The following is a 15,805-nucleotide window of genomic DNA, read 5'->3' as shown; positions in this document are numbered from 1 at the left end:
GACGCCAGCGGGTCTCCCCACGGCGCGCGACCGGGTTACCGGATCGAAGACCGTCCGAACAAGGGAGGTCACGTGGACATCGTGGTCAAGGGCCGAAACGTCGAAGTGCCGGACCATTACCGGGTGCACGTAGCCGAGAAACTCGCAAAGATCGAACGCTACGACCACAAACTTATTCGTGTCGATGTCGAGCTGTTTCATGAGCGCAATCCGCGCCAGGCCGACCACTGCCAGCGGGTGGAGATCACCTGCGTTTCCCGGGGCCCGGTGATTCGGGCCGAGGCCTGCACGAACGACTTCTACAGCGCACTCGACGCGGCCATCGCGAAGCTCGACACCCGGCTGCGCCGCGCGGCCGACCGCCGCCGCGTACACCGAGGTCGCCACGCGCCGATCTCCGTCGCCGAGGCCACCGCGGGCCTGCCGGTCGCGGACCTGGTGGCCACCCCGCTGAGCGCGCCGGGTGACGGTGCCCGCGCCGGCACCGCCGTCGCGGAGCGGGTCGAGGAGGAGTACGACGACCAGCAGCCGTGGCACATCGCCCGGGAGAAGGTGCACCCGGCGGAGCCGATGACCATCGACGACGCGCTGTTCGAGATGGAACTGGTCGGCCACGACTTCTACCTGTTCCAGGACAAGGAGTCCGGCCGCCCGAGCGTCGTCTACCGGCGCCACGCGTACGACTACGGCATCATCTCCCTCGCCACCTGACCGGTAGCCCGACCCGTGTCGATCATGGAGTTGTGGTGGGGAACGCCCGCCACAACTCCATGATCTGTCAACGGAGTCCGGAGGGGAGCAGCGCGAAGGTCAGGTCGTCCAGGCGGGCACCGGCCAGCCCGGGCAGACGGCCGCGCTGCAGGGCCTCGCGCTGGAACCCGACCCGCTCCAGCACGCGGTGCGACGCGATGTTGTCCGGCACCGTGCCGGCGGTCAGCCGGGCGATACCGGCTGGGCCGAACGCCCAGCCCGCGAGCAGTCGGACCGCCCGTGTCGCATACCCCCGGCCGCGCCAACCGGGCAGCAACGCGTAGCCGACCGACCCCTCGCCAGCGGCCACGTCGGTGAACGACAACCCGCAACTGCCCGCCGGCTCCCCGCTGGCCACGTCCGTGATCAGCAGCCGGGCGATCTCACCGGTCAGCCATCCGCTCTCCGCGAGACGGCACCGACGCGCGATCGCCTCCCGCGTCGGCGGCACGGGCGGCGCCTGGTTCGCCACCACCTCGGGTCGGCTGTGCAGCCGGTACATCAGCTCCGCGTCGTCCGGCGCGAGCCGGCGCAGGGCCACCACCTGATCGGTGAGCACCCCGCCGGGCAGGTCCGGTAGCAGCCGGGTGGCCGGGCCGGGCGGATCGTCGGCGAGGCGTACCCAGGCCAGCAGATCGTGCCGGCCCTCGTCGCGGGTGGAACCGGCCGACCGGCGCACACCCTCGTACCCGAAGCCGGCCGCCAGCGCGACCCGCTGGCTCGGGCCGTTCTCCGCCTCGGTGAGCAATTCCAACCGGACCGTCCCGGTAGCGAACGCGTGCTCGCTCAGCGCCCGCGTGGCCGCGCCGGCCACTCCGCGCCCACGCGCCGCCGACCGCACCCAGTAGCCGATCTCGGCCTGCCCACGCGCCGGCACCGGGTTGTTCAGTCCCACCGCGCCGAGCAGTCGGTCGGTGGCCGGGTCCGCGATGGCGTACGCCGCGCCGCCCCCGGTCCAGGCCGCCGGGGCGCCCACGTCGATCCACCAGCGGGCATCCGGTTCGGTGTACGGCGTCGGCAGGCCCGAGACGAACCGCTGGGTGAGCGGGTCCGCGCAGCCGTCGACCACGTCGGCGGTGTCCTCGGCGCGGAATGGACGCAGCCGCACCCCGTGCGCCTCCACGACCGGTAACAGCGTCATGCCAGGTCCTTGCCGAGCAGCGCGCCCACCCACACGTCGGCACGCTCGCCCCGGTGCTGCACCCCGCCCCGGGCGATCCCCTCGAACGTGAAGCCCGCCTTCTCCGCCACCCGGCGGGAGGCGGTGTTGCCCACGTTCGCCTTCCACTCGATCCGGGCCAGCCCCAGCGTGGTGAAACCCCAGGCGCTGACCGCGATCAACGCGCTCGGCAGGTAGCCCCGGCCACGGAACGCCGGGGCGGTCATGAATCCCACGTCGGCCAGTAGCGGGTCGGCGGGGGACAGCCGCAGGTCGAGCGTGCCCGCGTACCGGTCATCCGGGTCGGCGATCACGAAGCAGGCGGAGTCTCCCCGGGCCCAGGCGTCTCGGCTGTAGACCTGGTAGCCCTGCGCGTCGGCGCGCTCGTACGGGTCCGGCACGGACGTCCAGCGGATGGTCTCCGGGTCCCGACAGGTCTGCACCACGGCGTCCAGGTCCTGCTCCTCCATCGGCCGCAGCCGCAGCTCGCCGGCCCCGGCCGTGGCGAACAGGATGGGCTGCGGGCGGCCGAAGACCGCGGCCCTCCGGGCGGCCAGGGTGGCCGGACCGGCCGGCCCGGCCGACCCGGGAGCGGGCACCTCGCCGGGCAGCAGCGACCCGATCCAACCGTCCGCGCCGGGAGGCAGCGCCGGGTCGGCCAGCCGCAACCGGCCGTCGATCCGGAAGCCGGCGCGAAGTGCGACCAGACGGGATGCGTGATTGCCCACCTCGGCCTGCCAGATCAGCCGGCGTAGCCCGAGGGTGTCGAAGGACCAGCGGGCCACCGCCCTGGTGGCCCGGACCATCACTGCCCGCCCGCGCGCCCAGGGGGCTGTCCAGTAGCCGATCTCACCGGTGCCGGCTCGGTCGATGGAGATCAACCCGCAGGAGCCGAGGAGATCACCGGTCGCCGGGTCGCAGACCGCGAAGGGCGCACTGGTGCCCTCCGCCCAGGCCCGCCCGCTCAACTCGGTGACGAACCCGTGGGCGTGTTCCGGCAGATATGGACGCGGCACCCTGGTCCAGCGCTGAATGTCCGGATCCTGGCACGCTCGGTGAACGGCGTCGGCGTCGGCCTCCCGCCAGGGTCGCAACAGCACGCCATCCTCGGTGATCTCCACGGGCTCCACCCGTGCATCGTGCCGGAACGTTCGCCGACGGCGTAACCGGATATCCTTTGGCGCACAACCAGTGCGTGCGTTATGTCGGGTTCGGCGAGGCGGACCGCCGCCACCAGTGACCATCGCGCCGATGGAGCGCCTACGATGGTTCGAGACTGTCTAGGGGAGCGTTGATCCGTGTCGATTCTGGAAAAGGTCCTTAACGCGGGCGAGGGCCGCATGGTGCGCCGGCTCAAGGCCGTCGCCGCTGCCGTGAGCTCGATCGAGGACGACTACGTCAACCTCAGCGACGAGGAACTGCGCGGCATGACCGAGCAGTTCCGGGAGCGGCTCGTCGACGGCGAGACCCTCGACGACCTGTTGCCGGAGGCGTTCGCGGTGGCCCGCGAGGCGTCCGCCCGGGTGCTCGGCCAGCGGCCGTACGACGTCCAGGTGATGGGCGGCGCGGCGCTGCACTTCGGCAACATCGCCGAGATGAAGACCGGTGAGGGTAAGACGCTGACCTCGGTCATGGCCGTCTACCTCAACGCGCTCTCCGGCGAGGGCGTGCACGTGGTCACCGTCAACGACTACCTCGCCCAGCGCGACGCGGCCTGGATGGGTCAGGTGCACGAGTTCCTCGGGCTGACCGTCGGCGTGGTGCTGCCCAACCGGCCGGCCACCGACCACAAGGCCGCCTACGAGTGCGACATCACCTACGGCACCAACAACGAGTTCGGCTTCGACTACCTGCGCGACAACATGGCCTGGTCGAAGGACGAGCTGGTCCAGCGGGGTCACAACTTCGCGGTGGTCGACGAGGTCGACTCCATCCTGATCGACGAGGCACGCACCCCGCTGATCATTTCCGGCCCGGCCGAGCACTCGGCCCGCTGGTACGGCGAGTTCGCCGGCGTCGTGGCCCGGCTCCAGCCCGGCACCGACGGCGAGGGCGACTACGAGGTCGATTACGCCAAGCGCACCATCGCGGTCACCGAGCGCGGCGTCGCCAAGGTCGAGGACCGGCTCGGCATCGACAACCTGTACGAGTCGGTGAACACTCCGCTGGTCGGCTACCTGAACAACGCCATCAAGGCCAAGGAGCTCTACAAGCGCGACAAGGACTACATCGTCAGCGACGGTGAGGTCCTGATCGTCGACGAGTTCACCGGCCGCATCCTGCACGGTCGTCGCTACAACGAGGGCATGCACCAGGCGATCGAGGCCAAGGAGGGGGTGGAGATCAAGCAGGAGAACCAGACCCTGGCCACGATCACCCTCCAGAACTACTTCCGCCTCTACGGCAAGCTGTCCGGGATGACCGGTACGGCGCAGACCGAGGCGAGCGAGTTCAACAAGGTCTACAAGGTCGGCGTCGTGACCATCCCGACCCACCGCCCGATGGTCCGCGCGGACCGGCCGGACGTCATCTACAAGACGGAAAAGGCCAAGTTCAACGCCGTCATCGAGGACATCGTCGAGCGGCACCAGATGGGCCAGCCGGTGCTCGTCGGCACCGTCTCGGTGGAAAACTCCGAGATCCTCTCCCAGCTGCTGCGCCGCCGGGGCATCCCGCACGAGGTGCTGAACGCCAAGTTCCACGCCCGGGAGGCCGAGATCATCGCCCAGGCCGGGCGCAAGGGTGCGGTCACCGTGGCCACCAACATGGCCGGCCGTGGCACCGACATCCTGCTCGGCGGCAACGCCGAGTTCCTTGCCGCGAACGAGCTGCGCCAGCGTGGTCTCGACCCGCTGGAAAACGAGGAGGAGTACGCCAAGGCGCTGGAGGAGGTCCTGCCGACGTGGAAGCAGGCCTGCGACGCCGAGGCGGACGAGGTCTCCGCCGCCGGCGGCCTGTATGTGCTGGGCACCGAGCGGCACGAGTCCCGGCGGATCGACAACCAGTTGCGCGGTCGCGCCGGCCGGCAGGGTGACCCGGGCGAGTCCCGTTTCTACCTGTCCCTCCAGGACGAGCTGATGCGGCGCTTCCGGGCCGGCGCGGTCGAGGCGGTGATGGAGCGCTTCAACATCCCGGAGGACGTGCCCATCGAGTCGAAGATGGTCAGCAAGCAGATCAAGAGCGCGCAGGCCCAGATCGAGGGCCAGAACGCCGAGATCCGCAAGAACGTGCTCAAGTACGACGAGGTGCTCAACAAGCAGCGCCAGGTCGTCTACGCCGAGCGCCTCCGGGTGCTCAACGGTGAGGACCTCTCCGAGCAGGTCCGCAACATGATCGACGACACCGTCGAGGCGTACGTGCGGGGTGCCACCTCCGACGGCTACGGCGAGGACTGGGACCTTGAGCAGCTCTGGTCCAGCCTCAAGCAGCTCTACCCGGTCGGCGTGACGATCGAGGAGCTGGAGGAGGAGGCCGGCGGTTCCCGGTCCGGCATGGACGCCGACTTCCTGGTCGCCCGCCTCAAGGACGACGCGAACGCCGCGTACGACCGGCGTGAGGAGCAGGTTGGCACCGAGGGGGTACGCCAGCTCGAGCGGATGGTGCTGCTCCAGGTCATCGACCGTAAGTGGCGCGAGCACCTCTACGAGATGGACTACCTCCAGGAGGGCATCAACCTTCGGGCGTACGCCCAGCGCGACCCGGTGGTGGAATACCAGCGCGAGGGCTTCGACATGTTCGCCACCATGATGGAGGGCATCAAGGAGGAGACGGTCGGCTTCCTCTACAACGTCGACGTCCAGGTGACCGAACCGGAGCCGGACGCGGGGTCGGACGAGGTCACGCTGCTCGACAAGCCGGTGGAGATCCGGGCCAAGGGCCTCAACCGCGCTCCGCAGCGGCAGGGCCTGCAATACTCCGCTCCCACCATCGACGGTGAGGCCAGCCCTGGCGCGGTCGCCGTGGAACAGGCCGAGCAGCAGGCTCCGGCGCTGGGTGTGGGTCGACCGGCCTCGGGTGCTCCGGCGACGCCGGGGCAGAGCGCGCCGTCCGCACCGCAGCGGCCGGCCTCCGGGCTGCGCGGCCCGGCGGTTCCGTCGGCCGCCTCCCGCCGGTCGGCACCGAACCAGGCGGAGGCGAGCAACGGCCCGTCCCGCAACGCGCCGTGCCCGTGTGGCTCGGGCCGCAAGTACAAGCGCTGCCACGGCGCCCCCAACGGCGGCAACTGACAGACAGCACCTGACCAACGGGTCCCGGCCGATCAGGCCGGGGCCCGTCGGCGTCTCCGGGGTTGGTCAGAGGACCTGCAGGGCGGTGCAGAGCCAGCGGCCTCGGCGATGCTCCAGGCGGAGCGCCAGCGCCCAGCTCCGACCACCCGCGCCGGTGAGAACGGCCGCCGCCTCCACCGCGGCCTCCCGGGGCTCGCAGACTCGCAGGCGGAGCAGCCGGACCACCGGCCGGCCGGTGCGGCGACGAGGTGCCCCGGCTCGCCCGGACGCGCGGGCCAACTCGGTCAGCAGGTCACCCGCCCGGGTCGGGTCGAGCAGTGCCCGCACCTGCGCCGGCGAACGGTAGCCGTTGACCACCTCCAGACAGGTGCCGACGAAGCGATGTGCGGCTCGGGTGGCCTCCGGGGCGGTCGCCGGCGGTAACGGCGTGACGGGGTGGGTGGTGGACCGGCTGGGCACCGGCCGGAGAGCTGCCCGGCGCTCCGGTGGCCGGACCGGGTCTGGCCGGGTCGAGGCGAACAGGTCGAGGGCGAGCTGACCGTGCGTCGGTGCCGGCCAGTACGGCCCGTCGGTCTCGTCCGCGTACGGCGGGTCGATGGGCGGGACGGGACGCAGCCGCACGGGTGGTCGGGATGGACCCGGTCGCGCCTCGCTCATCGCTGCCTCCGTCGATCTTGCGTTTGCCTTCGTTTGCTTTCGACACCATCAATTCTGAGTGATGGAGCGGCCCCGGTCAATGGCTCGGGTGGAAGGGCGACCTGTCGCGCGCGTGATCCACTCCGCTTCGCCGACATCGCGGTATCCCGGCAGCCTGGCACCCCAACTTCGGCGATACGGAGTGGATCACGCGGGCGGGCCGGGCTGGGCTCGCTACTCGGGGTCGCGGTCGACCAGCGGATTGCTGTGCACCCAGTCGGCGGTCTCGTCGTACTTGCGCGCTATGTACTCCTCCAGGCGCGCGCGCTCGACGCGCCACTGGCCGCGCCCGCCGATCTTGATCGCCGGCAGTTCACCGCTGCGCACCATGTGGTAGACCTGCGAGTCCGACACGTTCAACTCGGTGGCGACGTCGGAGAGCAGCAGGAACCTCGGCTCCACAGATAACTCCCGGGGTTGATGTCGTTTGGCTCAGTTTGCCACCGACAGCTCCCGCCGCCCAACACCCGGCCGGTCGGGTGGCAGGCCAACCGCGCGTGACACACCGGCCGGGAACTTCCACCGGCCGGAGGCGGGGTGTATGACGGTCACGGCGTGCGGCATGATCTGCGCCCGTGCCGGCGGCCGCCGGTGGAGGACGAAGCGGGGGGAGACGACCGGTGACCAACGAGCTTGTCCGGGTGTACGTGCCGGCGACCGTACCGATGCTGGCCCGGCTGCGTGAGGACGGGCTGGCCGCCGACCAGGCGCACGCCGTGACCCCGGCGCTGCGCGAGTGGTACGCCGAGGGCGACGAGGAGGAGCTGGAGTACGTCGCGTTCACCCGGGCCGCCCAGGACGCGCTGCACCTGCTCCGGGCCGATCCGACCGCTCCCCGTCGCCGCGTCGTCGTCTCGGTCGACCTGCCGGCGGGCGCGCTCGGGCGGGGTGACGGTGAGCTGGGTTCCAGCACGGTGACGTTGGCCGACGCCGTGCCGGTGGCTGCCGTCGCGGCCCTCCACGTGGACGGCACGGACGCGGTCGAGGAGGTCGCCGCTGCGGCCGAGGTGGTGGCCGAGGCAGCCGCTGGCGACCCTGACGCCCAGTTCACCGTCGACGGCGCCGAGGACCACGAGCTGGAGTGGTACGACGTGACAGAGCTGGACCTGCTGCTACGCGCGGCCGGCTGAGTCGGCCGACGTCAGCGGGACGGATCCGCCTTGGCCGGGTCCGCGTCGAATGCCTCGGTCGGGATGGGCTCGTCCTCCGGGTCGACCTGGCCTGCGGCGGTGTCTGAGCTGTCAGCCGGTTCGTCGTCGTCGGTGTGGGCCGGGCCGAGCGTGCGACCGAACGCGATGAGCGCGGTCAGCGCCCCCACGAAGAGCACCCAGATGCCGTTGTCCACCCGCGAGGTGCCCAGCGAGGTCTGCGCCACCGCGTCCGCCTCGCTGAGCGCGCTGGCCAGATCGAGCAGCGACCGGCCGCCGATCCGGATGATCACTTCGGCGAGCAGCAGGAGCAGCCCCGGCCCGGCACCGGCGAGCAGGTACGCCGGCCAGCGCAGCGCCGGGGTCTCGGGATCGCGGCGGACGGCCCGACGCCTCGCCCAGGTCAGGTAGCCGAAGGCGAGCAGCCCGGCCAGCAGGCCGGCGACGAGCGATTCGGTGCGGGACACCCACTTGGCGGCGTCGACCACCGACTGCTGGCTGTCGCCGGCCCCGAAGAGGTCGAACAGCGGGTCTCGGGCGCGGCTGAACGCGACCACGAAAGCCAGCGTGCCCAGTGCGGCGGTCACCACCGCACCGACCGCCGGGGCAGTCCGCGCGCCGGCTACCGCGCCACCGATGATCGCCGCAGCCGCGGTGGTGCCGGCGATCACGTTGGTGGTCGAGGTGTCGAAGTAGGTGAGGTTGATGGCCAGCGCGGCGGCCAGCCCGACGAGCATTCCGCCGCCGATCGCCCCGGCGAAGCGCAGGGTGGCCCAGTCGCCGTACCAGCGGGCCAGCAGGTTGCCGACGGCCAGCGCGACGGCCGCCCCGGCCACCAGCGCGGCCGAGATCACGCCGGGCAGGGCGAACGCGGAGAGACTGATCGCGGTGACACCGGCCGCCGCCGAGGTGATGGCCTCTCGCGTGGACCAGAGCATGGCGGTCAGCCACCCGAGCGCCAGCAGGGCGAGCACCGCCGCGCCGGGCGCGGACACCGGCCGACTGCTGGTGCCGGCCGCGTCGACCGCCGACTCGTCCGACTCCGCGGCCGGGACGCGGCCGGGCTGCTTGGTCATCGTCTCCCCTTCGAGGCGGCAGGTCACCGACCATTCAGGGTACGCGGGCCCGCTGGGCCGTCCGCCGCCCCGGGACGGACGCGAGTGACCCGGGAGTAGCCCGGGTCGGCCCGGCTCCTCGGCGGACGGGTCGCCCCGTGTGCGGTCGGGTCACCCGTCCGGGTGTCGCCGGTAAGGAGAGGAGGGGTGGGCCGGTCCTTGGCGGAGGGCGGTGGCGGAGGTGGCGCGTGGAGCCCGCCATGGGAGAATCATGGGAGGTCCCGCCGCTGCTCGGCCCTCCCGTGTGGCGTCCGGTGTCCGGCCGTCCGGTCGGTGCCTGCGGGTCCGGTTTCGCCACTGCTGTCGAGATCGCCAGGAGCCTTGATGGATGCCGTGTTCTCCGTTCCCGAGCCGCGCAACGAGCCGGTTCGCAACTACGAGCCGGGCAGCCCCGACCGGGACCGGCTCCAGCGGCGGCTGACCGAGCTCGCCGCCGAGCGCATCGACCTGCCGATGACCATCGGCGGCGAGCAGCGGATGGCCGGCGGTGACCCGATCAACGTGGTGCAGCCGCACCGGCACGCGCACGTGCTGGGCGTGACCGCGCACGCCACCCACGACGACGCCCACGCCGCGATCAAGGCGGCCAAGGATGCCGCCCCGATGTGGCGGGCGCTGCCCTTCGAGGAGCGCGCCGCGATCTTCCTGCGCGCCGCCGAGCTGCTCGCCGGCCCCTGGCGCGACACCCTCAACGCCGCCACCATGCTCGGTCAGTCCAAGACCGCGATCCAGGCGGAGATCGACGCGGCCTGCGAGTTCATCGACTTCCTCCGGTTCAACGTGCACTTCGCCCGCCGCCTGCTCGAGGAGCAGCCGGCGTCCTCGCCCGGCGTCTGGAACCGCTTCGACCACCGCCCGCTGGAGGGCTTCGTCTACGCGGTCACTCCGTTCAACTTCACCGCGATCGCCGGCAACCTGCCGTCGGCGCCGGCCCTGCTGGGCAACACGGTGATCTGGAAGCCGGGCCCGACGCAGCAGTTCGCCGCGCACTTCACCATGCGGTTGTTCGAGGCCGCCGGCCTGCCGCCCGGCGTGATCAACATGGTCACTGGCCGGGGCGAGGAGGTCTCCGACGTCGTGCTCGCCGACCCGGACCTGGCCGGCATCCACTTCACCGGCTCGACCAAGGTCTTCCAGCAGCTGTGGCGGACCGTCGGCGACAACATCGCCCGCTACCGGGGCTACCCGCGCCTGGTCGGGGAGACCGGTGGCAAGGACTTCGTGGTCGCGCACACCAGCGCCGACGTCGACGCCCTGCACACCGCGCTGATCCGTGGCGCGTATGAATACCAGGGCCAGAAGTGCTCGGCGGCCTCGCGAGCGTACGTACCGCGCTCGATCTGGGAGGGTGGGCTGCGCGACCGGCTGGCCGCCACCACCGACTCGCTGACCTACGGCGACGTGGCCGACTTCAGCAACTTCGGCGGTGCCGTGATCGACGACAAGGCGTTCGCCCGGCACACCGCCGCACTGGACCTGATCGCCGGCGACGACAGCTGCCGGGTGCTGGCCGGTGGCACCGCCGACGACTCGGTCGGGTACTTCGTCCGGCCGACGCTCTTCGAGTGCGGCGACGCCTCGCACGAGACCTTCACCACCGAGTACTTCGGGCCGATCCTGGGCGTGCACGTGTTCGACGACGCGCGCTTCGACGAGGTGGTCGCCCAGGCCGAGTCGATCGCCCCGTACGCGCTGACCGGCTCGGTGTTCGCCACCGACCGCCGGGTGGTCGACGCCGTCGGCGAGCGCATGCGGTACGCGGCCGGCAACTTCTACATCAACGACAAGCCGACCGGCGCGGTGGTCGGGCAGCAGCCCTTCGGTGGCGCCCGGGCCAGCGGCACCAACGACAAGGCGGGCTCCTGGCTCAACCTGGTCCGCTGGGTGTCGCCGCGGACGATCAAGGAGACCTTCGTGCCGCCGACCGACCACACGTACCCCCACATGGGCTGACCGGCGACGACCCGCCGGCGGCGTGCGTGACGCCGCCGGCGGTCGGCCGAATGTCGCAACCCATCGATAGTCCTCAACGGACAGTCTGCCGCCGACAGTGCACTTAGGAAGTCCTGTCGGGTGGCAAACTGGCAAATCCTGGACGCCGGGTGCGCAAAGTGGCAGCGTGTTGGGCATGGCGGATTCCGGAGTCAACCCTACGGCGGCGGCCCTGCTCGGGCTCCTCCATGAGGGCCCGATGACAGGCGGTCAGTTGATGGCCGCCGCTGAGCGCCGTCTGGCGCCGTACTGGTCAATGACCCGCAGTCAGGTCTACCGCGAGTTGCCGGTGCTGGCCGAGCGGGGTTTCGTGCGGCTCGGCAAGCCGGGGCCGCGGATGAGCCAGCCGTACTCGCTCACCGCCAGCGGCAAACGGACATTTTCCCGTTGGCTGACGGAGAACCCGGGGCGAGACACCATCCGCAACCCGATAGCGCTCCGGATGGCCTTCGGCAATCTGCACTCCGCCAGTCAGCTGAAGGGCCTGTACGCCTCGGCCAACGAATACCACACCGAGGCCCTCGCACAGGTCCGGGAGCAGGTGAAGAACGCCAAACGGGACGGCGAGACGTACGACGCCAGCGCGCTGGAGTTCGCCGTCGCCTACCACCGGGCGGCCCTGTCGTGGTTGAAGTCCGCCCCCGTCGGGTGACCTCCGGCGGGTTCGTCGACACGGAACGAGCCGCTCGGCCCACGGCAAAGTACGCTTGTCTGTCGTGACCGCTGCCGATTACGCCGAACAGCTCAAGGAACTCGACGCGACCCTGCGAAACATCGAGGCCGTCCTCAACCTCGACCGACTCCACGAGGACAAGGCCCGCCTTGAGCAGGAGGCGTCCGCCCCCGACCTGTGGGACGACCAGGCCAAGGCTCAGCAGGTGACCTCGCAGCTGTCGTACGTCAACGGCGAGATCAGCAAGCTGGGCAGCCTGCGCTCACAGCTCGACGACGCCAAGATCCTGCTGGAGCTGGCCGAGGCCGAATCCGACCCGGGCGTGCTGACCGAGGTCGAAGCGGAGATCACCGGGCTGACCAAGGCCATCCAGGAGATGGAAGTCCGCACCCTGCTCTCCGGCGAGTACGACTCCCGGGAGGCGCTGGTCGCCATCCGGGCCGGCGCCGGTGGCGTGGACGCGGCGGACTTCGCCGAGATGCTGCTGCGGATGTACCTGCGCTGGGCGGAGCGGCACGGCTACCCGACCGAGGTCTACGAGACCTCGTACGCCGAGGAGGCGGGCCTGAAGTCGGCCACCTTCGCGGTCAAGGTGCCGTACGCGTACGGCACGCTCAGTGTCGAGTCGGGCACGCACCGCCTGGTCCGGATCAGCCCGTTTGACAACCAGGGCCGCCGGCAGACCAGCTTCGCGGGTGTCGAGGTCCTGCCGGTCACCGAGCAGACCGACCACATCGACATCCCCGAGAACGAGATCCGGATCGACGTCTACCGCTCGTCGGGCCCCGGTGGGCAGAGCGTCAACACCACCGACTCGGCGGTCCGGCTGACCCACATCCCGAGCGGCATCGTGGTGACCTGCCAGAACGAGAAGTCCCAACTGCAGAACAAGGCCTCCGCACTGCGCGTGCTCCAGTCCCGACTGCTGGAGCGCAAGCGCCAGGAGGAGCAGGCCAAGCTCGAAGGTCTCAAGGAGAACGCCGCCGGCTCGTGGGGCGACCAGATGCGCTCCTACGTCCTGCACCCGTATCAGATGGTGAAGGATCTCCGAACCGAGCAGGAGACCGGCAATCCGACCGCGGTCTTCGACGGTGAGTTGGACGGTTTCATCGAGGCCGGCATCCGCTGGCGTAAGCAGCGGCAACTCGCCGGCGACGGTGCGTAACGACACGCGGGCGGAGCGCGTCATCGATCTCCAGGTAGAGGCCTGATTCGACGACTCGCGCCGGATCGGCGGGGCGTGGGGCTTGGCTCAGTTGTTACACCGCGTAGACTCACCACCCGTGATTCAGCTTGAGCAAGTGACGAAGACGTACCCGAAGGCGTCCCGGCCTTCGCTCGACAACGTGTCCGTCTCGATCGAGAAGGGTGAGTTCGTCTTCTTCATCGGTCCATCAGGCTCCGGCAAGTCCACGATCATCAAAATGCTGCTGCACGAGGTCGCCCCCAACAAGGGGCGCGTCGTCGTCAACGGCAAGGACGTCACGTCGATGCGTTCCTGGAAGCGACCCCACTTCCGGCGCTCGATCGGCTGCGTCTTCCAGGACTTCCGGCTGCTGCCGAACCGCACCGCCTACGAGAACGTGGCGTTCGCCCTTGAGGTGATCGGCAAGACCAAGGCGGTTGCCCGCCGGGTCGTGCCGGAGGTGCTGGAGCTGGTCGGGCTCGGTGGCAAGGAGCACCGCTACCCGCACGAGCTCTCCGGTGGTGAGCAGCAGCGGGTCGCCGTCGCCCGGGCGTTCGTGAACCGCCCGCTGATCCTGCTGGCGGACGAGCCCACCGGAAACCTGGACCCGGACACCTCGATCGAGATCATGCGCCTCCTGGACCGGATCAACCGCACCGGCACGACCGTCGTGATGGTCACCCACGACTCCAACATCGTGAACCAGATGCGCCGCCGCGTCGTTGAGATTGAGAGCGGTCGCGTCGTGCGTGACCAGGCCCGCGGCGTCTACGGGTGAGCCGGCGCTCCACCCCTGCGCAGCCTGACGACGAACTCTTCATGCCGGAGACCCGGAGGAAATCCCGATGCGCGTGAAATACGTCCTGTCCGAGGTACTGGTCGGACTGTGGCGCAACGTGACCATGTCCATCGCGATGATCATCACGATGGCGGTCTCGCTGACCATGCTCGGCGCCAGCGGTCTCATGTACCGCCAGGTCGACGACATGAAGGACCTCTACTACAAGAACATCGAAGTCTCGATCTTCTTGAAACAGGAGGTGAGCGAGCAGGAGCGCACCGACCTGGACACCAAGCTGAAGAGCGACCCCCTGGTGAAGGAGGTCTTCTATGTCGACAAGGACGAGGCGTACAAGCGCTTCAAGGAGATGTACCAGGACGCTCCGGACCTGGTGAACGCGGTCAAGCCGGACCAGCTGCCCGAGGCGTTCCGGCTCAGGCTGAACAACCCGGAGCAGTACAAGAACATCTACGACCAGTACAAGGACACCGCGGGTGTCGACGAGATCATCGATCAGAGTCGACTGCTCGACAAGATCTTCAACATCCTCACCTCGATCCAGAACATCGCCCTGGCCGCAGCCATCGTGATGGCGGTCGCCGCCCTCCTGCTGGTCGCGAACACCATTCAGGTGGCCGCGTACAGCAAGCGGCGTGAGGTGGCGGTCATGAAGCTGGTCGGCGCGTCCAACTGGTTCATCCAGGCGCCGTTCGTGCTGGAGGCGGTGGTGGCGGGCCTGATCGGCTCGCTGCTCGGCCTGGTCGGCCTGATCGCGGCCAAGTACCTGCTCTTCGATGGATCGTTGAGTGCGTTGCAGGGCCTGCTGTCGCCGATCACCTGGGGCGACATCCTGTTCATCTTCCCGCTGATGGCCGGCGTCGGTGGTCTGGTCAGCGCGGGCACGGCCTGGATCACCCTGCGCTTCTACCTGCGGGTCTAGGCGCCATACGGGTCGTCCCGTCGTCTACCCGGGGACCCTCCCGCGGCCGGAAATAAACGGCGCGGGAGGGTCCTTGTCATTCAGGTAGCATGATCGGTTGTCCGGCCGGGGTGAGCCCGGCCACGGACGTCCGGGGGAGAGGGGGTGGCACCGATGCCACGGGAAAAAGGGCGCAAGGTGGTCGCCTCCAACAAGAAGGCGCGCCACGACTACGCGATCCTCGACACGTACGAGGCGGGCATGGCGCTGACCGGCACCGAGGTCAAGTCGCTGCGGGCCGGGCGGGCGTCGCTGGTCGACGCGTTCGCGCAGGAGCGCGACGGTGAGTTGTTCCTGCACTCCATGCACATCCCGGAATACACCCAGGGCACCTGGACCAACCACGAGCCCCGGCGTACCCGCAAGCTGTTGCTCAACCGGGGTGAGATCGACAAGCTCGTCGGCAAGACGCGCGAGGGCGGTCTGACGATCGTCCCGTTGCAGGTCTACTTCTCCGACGGCTGGGCCAAGGTCGAGATCGCCCTGGCCAAGGGCAAGAAGTCGTACGACAAGCGTCAGGACCTCGCCAAGCGGGACGCGGACCGGGAGATTGCCCGAGTGTCCGGTCGACGTGGCAAGGGCATGGGCGACTGATTCATCCTGTTTGTCCGGATCGGCGTGCCGGCCCGGGGCTCGGGATGAAAGCTGTTGCGGCAGGCGTTAGTCTTGTCAGTGCCACCACATCGGTGGCCTGTCGAGGGGGTGACTGGTTTCGACTTCGTACGCAGCGACAGGGGAAGCGAGCCGAGGAAGCCGACGTCGTCTCGAGAATCGGTCGTCGGAAACTTATAAGCGCCAAGAACAATCGCGCTGACTTCGCTCTCGCCGCCTGAGGCGAGTAGCTAAGTCTGTCGGCCTGGGAACGCCTTCGTCCCAATAGCCGGCATCAGCTAGGAGGCTGGCCAATCGGACCCGGTCGCGGGGTCCGTGCGGCGAGATTAATCAGCGACTGGGCCCGTCACACCAACTTGCTCGCGTGAGCGGTGGGGCCGAGTAGAGGCACAGCGAGCTGCGCTCGGAGAAGCCCTGACAAACCGGCGAAGGACCCGGGTTCGATTCCCGGCACCTCCACCACCTCGAAGCGATGCGCCCCGGCCCAC

The 15,805-nt window shown here is 69.8% G+C and carries 14 protein-coding genes and 1 other RNA gene; 10 read left to right on the top strand and 5 right to left on the bottom strand.

All coding sequences use genetic code 11. From position 1 onward, the window contains the following. Nucleotides 1-72 precede the first annotated feature (72 nt). The gene (gene raiA / locus ABZT18_RS06790; RefSeq protein ID WP_354995643.1) at nucleotides 73-711 is read left to right on the top strand and encodes a ribosome-associated translation inhibitor RaiA; all 639 of its coding nucleotides are present in this window, start codon (nucleotides 73-75) and stop codon (nucleotides 709-711) included. Between the two features lie 67 nt (nucleotides 712-778). Here the strand turns inward: raiA and ABZT18_RS06785 are convergent, their stop codons facing one another. Then, the gene (locus tag ABZT18_RS06785; RefSeq protein WP_354995642.1) at nucleotides 779-1,891 is read right to left on the bottom strand and encodes a GNAT family N-acetyltransferase; all 1,113 of its coding nucleotides are present in this window, start codon (nucleotides 1,889-1,891) and stop codon (nucleotides 779-781) included. Next, nucleotides 1,888-3,039 (bottom strand): GNAT family N-acetyltransferase, encoded by a 1,152-nt coding sequence (locus ABZT18_RS06780; RefSeq protein WP_354995641.1) that lies wholly within the window; start codon nucleotides 3,037-3,039, stop codon nucleotides 1,888-1,890. The genes ABZT18_RS06785 and ABZT18_RS06780 overlap by 4 nt, the downstream gene beginning before the upstream one ends. A gap of 168 nt (nucleotides 3,040-3,207) precedes the next feature. On the opposite strand from ABZT18_RS06780, the gene secA reads away from it, so the two are divergent. After that, on the top strand, nucleotides 3,208-6,135 hold the full coding sequence (secA, locus tag ABZT18_RS06775) for a preprotein translocase subunit SecA (protein WP_354995640.1): 2,928 nt from the start codon (nucleotides 3,208-3,210) through the stop codon (nucleotides 6,133-6,135). Nucleotides 6,136-6,201: 66 nt separating this feature from the next. Here secA and ABZT18_RS06770 read toward each other — a convergent pair whose 3' ends face one another. Both ABZT18_RS06770 and ABZT18_RS06765 read right to left on the bottom strand, forming a co-directional pair. Then, nucleotides 6,202-6,792: an Rv3235 family protein gene (locus tag ABZT18_RS06770; RefSeq protein ID WP_354995639.1), complete on the bottom strand. Its 591-nt coding sequence runs from the start codon at nucleotides 6,790-6,792 to the stop codon at nucleotides 6,202-6,204. 213 nt (nucleotides 6,793-7,005) lie between these two features. Next, nucleotides 7,006-7,233, bottom strand: coding sequence for a helix-turn-helix domain-containing protein (locus ABZT18_RS06765; protein WP_354995638.1), 228 nt, complete (start codon nucleotides 7,231-7,233; stop codon nucleotides 7,006-7,008). 218 nt (nucleotides 7,234-7,451) lie between these two features. Between ABZT18_RS06765 and ABZT18_RS06760 the strand changes: the two genes are divergently transcribed. Continuing rightward, the gene (locus tag ABZT18_RS06760; protein ID WP_354995637.1) at nucleotides 7,452-7,961 is read left to right on the top strand and encodes a hypothetical protein; all 510 of its coding nucleotides are present in this window, start codon (nucleotides 7,452-7,454) and stop codon (nucleotides 7,959-7,961) included. An 11-nt stretch (nucleotides 7,962-7,972) separates the two neighbouring features. Here ABZT18_RS06760 and ABZT18_RS06755 read toward each other — a convergent pair whose 3' ends face one another. Then, the gene (locus ABZT18_RS06755; protein ID WP_354995636.1) at nucleotides 7,973-9,055 is read right to left on the bottom strand and encodes a hypothetical protein; all 1,083 of its coding nucleotides are present in this window, start codon (nucleotides 9,053-9,055) and stop codon (nucleotides 7,973-7,975) included. 363 nt (nucleotides 9,056-9,418) lie between these two features. On the opposite strand from ABZT18_RS06755, the gene pruA reads away from it, so the two are divergent. The 7 genes from pruA to ssrA all read left to right on the top strand — a co-directional run bounded on the left by pruA (nucleotide 9,419) and on the right by ssrA (nucleotide 15,779). Continuing rightward, entirely contained in the window at nucleotides 9,419-11,047 is a 1,629-nt protein-coding gene (pruA, locus tag ABZT18_RS06750; protein WP_354995635.1) for an L-glutamate gamma-semialdehyde dehydrogenase, read from the top strand. 175 nt (nucleotides 11,048-11,222) lie between these two features. Continuing rightward, nucleotides 11,223-11,738, top strand: coding sequence for a PadR family transcriptional regulator (locus ABZT18_RS06745; protein ID WP_354995634.1), 516 nt, complete (start codon nucleotides 11,223-11,225; stop codon nucleotides 11,736-11,738). A gap of 64 nt (nucleotides 11,739-11,802) precedes the next feature. Beyond that, nucleotides 11,803-12,924, top strand: a complete 1,122-nt coding sequence (gene prfB, locus ABZT18_RS06740; RefSeq protein ID WP_354995633.1) for a peptide chain release factor 2 — start codon at nucleotides 11,803-11,805, stop codon at nucleotides 12,922-12,924. A gap of 118 nt (nucleotides 12,925-13,042) precedes the next feature. Beyond that, nucleotides 13,043-13,723, top strand: coding sequence for a cell division ATP-binding protein FtsE (gene ftsE / locus ABZT18_RS06735; RefSeq protein WP_272615658.1), 681 nt, complete (start codon nucleotides 13,043-13,045; stop codon nucleotides 13,721-13,723). A 67-nt stretch (nucleotides 13,724-13,790) separates the two neighbouring features. Beyond that, complete coding sequence (ftsX, locus tag ABZT18_RS06730; RefSeq protein WP_354995632.1) at nucleotides 13,791-14,666, top strand: permease-like cell division protein FtsX; 876 nt, start codon at nucleotides 13,791-13,793, stop codon at nucleotides 14,664-14,666. 153 nt (nucleotides 14,667-14,819) lie between these two features. Then, a complete protein-coding gene (gene smpB / locus ABZT18_RS06725; protein ID WP_354995631.1) occupies nucleotides 14,820-15,299 on the top strand; it encodes an SsrA-binding protein SmpB in 480 nt (159 codons plus the stop codon). 104 nt (nucleotides 15,300-15,403) lie between these two features. Continuing rightward, nucleotides 15,404-15,779: a transfer-messenger RNA gene (gene ssrA, locus ABZT18_RS06720) on the top strand. Nucleotides 15,780-15,805 lie beyond the last annotated feature (26 nt).

This window comes from Micromonospora sp. NPDC005291, from assembly GCF_040607415.1.
In the GTDB taxonomy this organism is placed as follows: Bacteria; Actinomycetota; Actinomycetes; order Mycobacteriales; family Micromonosporaceae; genus Micromonospora.
Note: the sequence above shows the minus strand (reverse complement) of the source record. Positions and strands in the feature narration are given on the sequence as shown.

Bases quoted from the DNA above. Each gene is read 5' to 3' on its own strand.
- ABZT18_RS06785 (WP_354995642.1), bottom strand. From the start codon at position 1,891: ATGACGCTGTTACCGGTCGTGGAGGCGCACGGGGTGCGGCTGCGTCCA.
- ABZT18_RS06770 (WP_354995639.1), bottom strand. From the start codon at position 6,792: ATGAGCGAGGCGCGACCGGGTCCATCCCGACCACCCGTGCGGCTGCGT.
- ABZT18_RS06755 (WP_354995636.1), bottom strand. From the start codon at position 9,055: ATGACCAAGCAGCCCGGCCGCGTCCCGGCCGCGGAGTCGGACGAGTCG.
- pruA (WP_354995635.1), top strand. From the start codon at position 9,419: ATGGATGCCGTGTTCTCCGTTCCCGAGCCGCGCAACGAGCCGGTTCGC.
- ABZT18_RS06745 (WP_354995634.1), top strand. From the start codon at position 11,223: ATGGCGGATTCCGGAGTCAACCCTACGGCGGCGGCCCTGCTCGGGCTC.
- ftsX (WP_354995632.1), top strand. From the start codon at position 13,791: ATGCGCGTGAAATACGTCCTGTCCGAGGTACTGGTCGGACTGTGGCGC.
- smpB (WP_354995631.1), top strand. From the start codon at position 14,820: ATGCCACGGGAAAAAGGGCGCAAGGTGGTCGCCTCCAACAAGAAGGCG.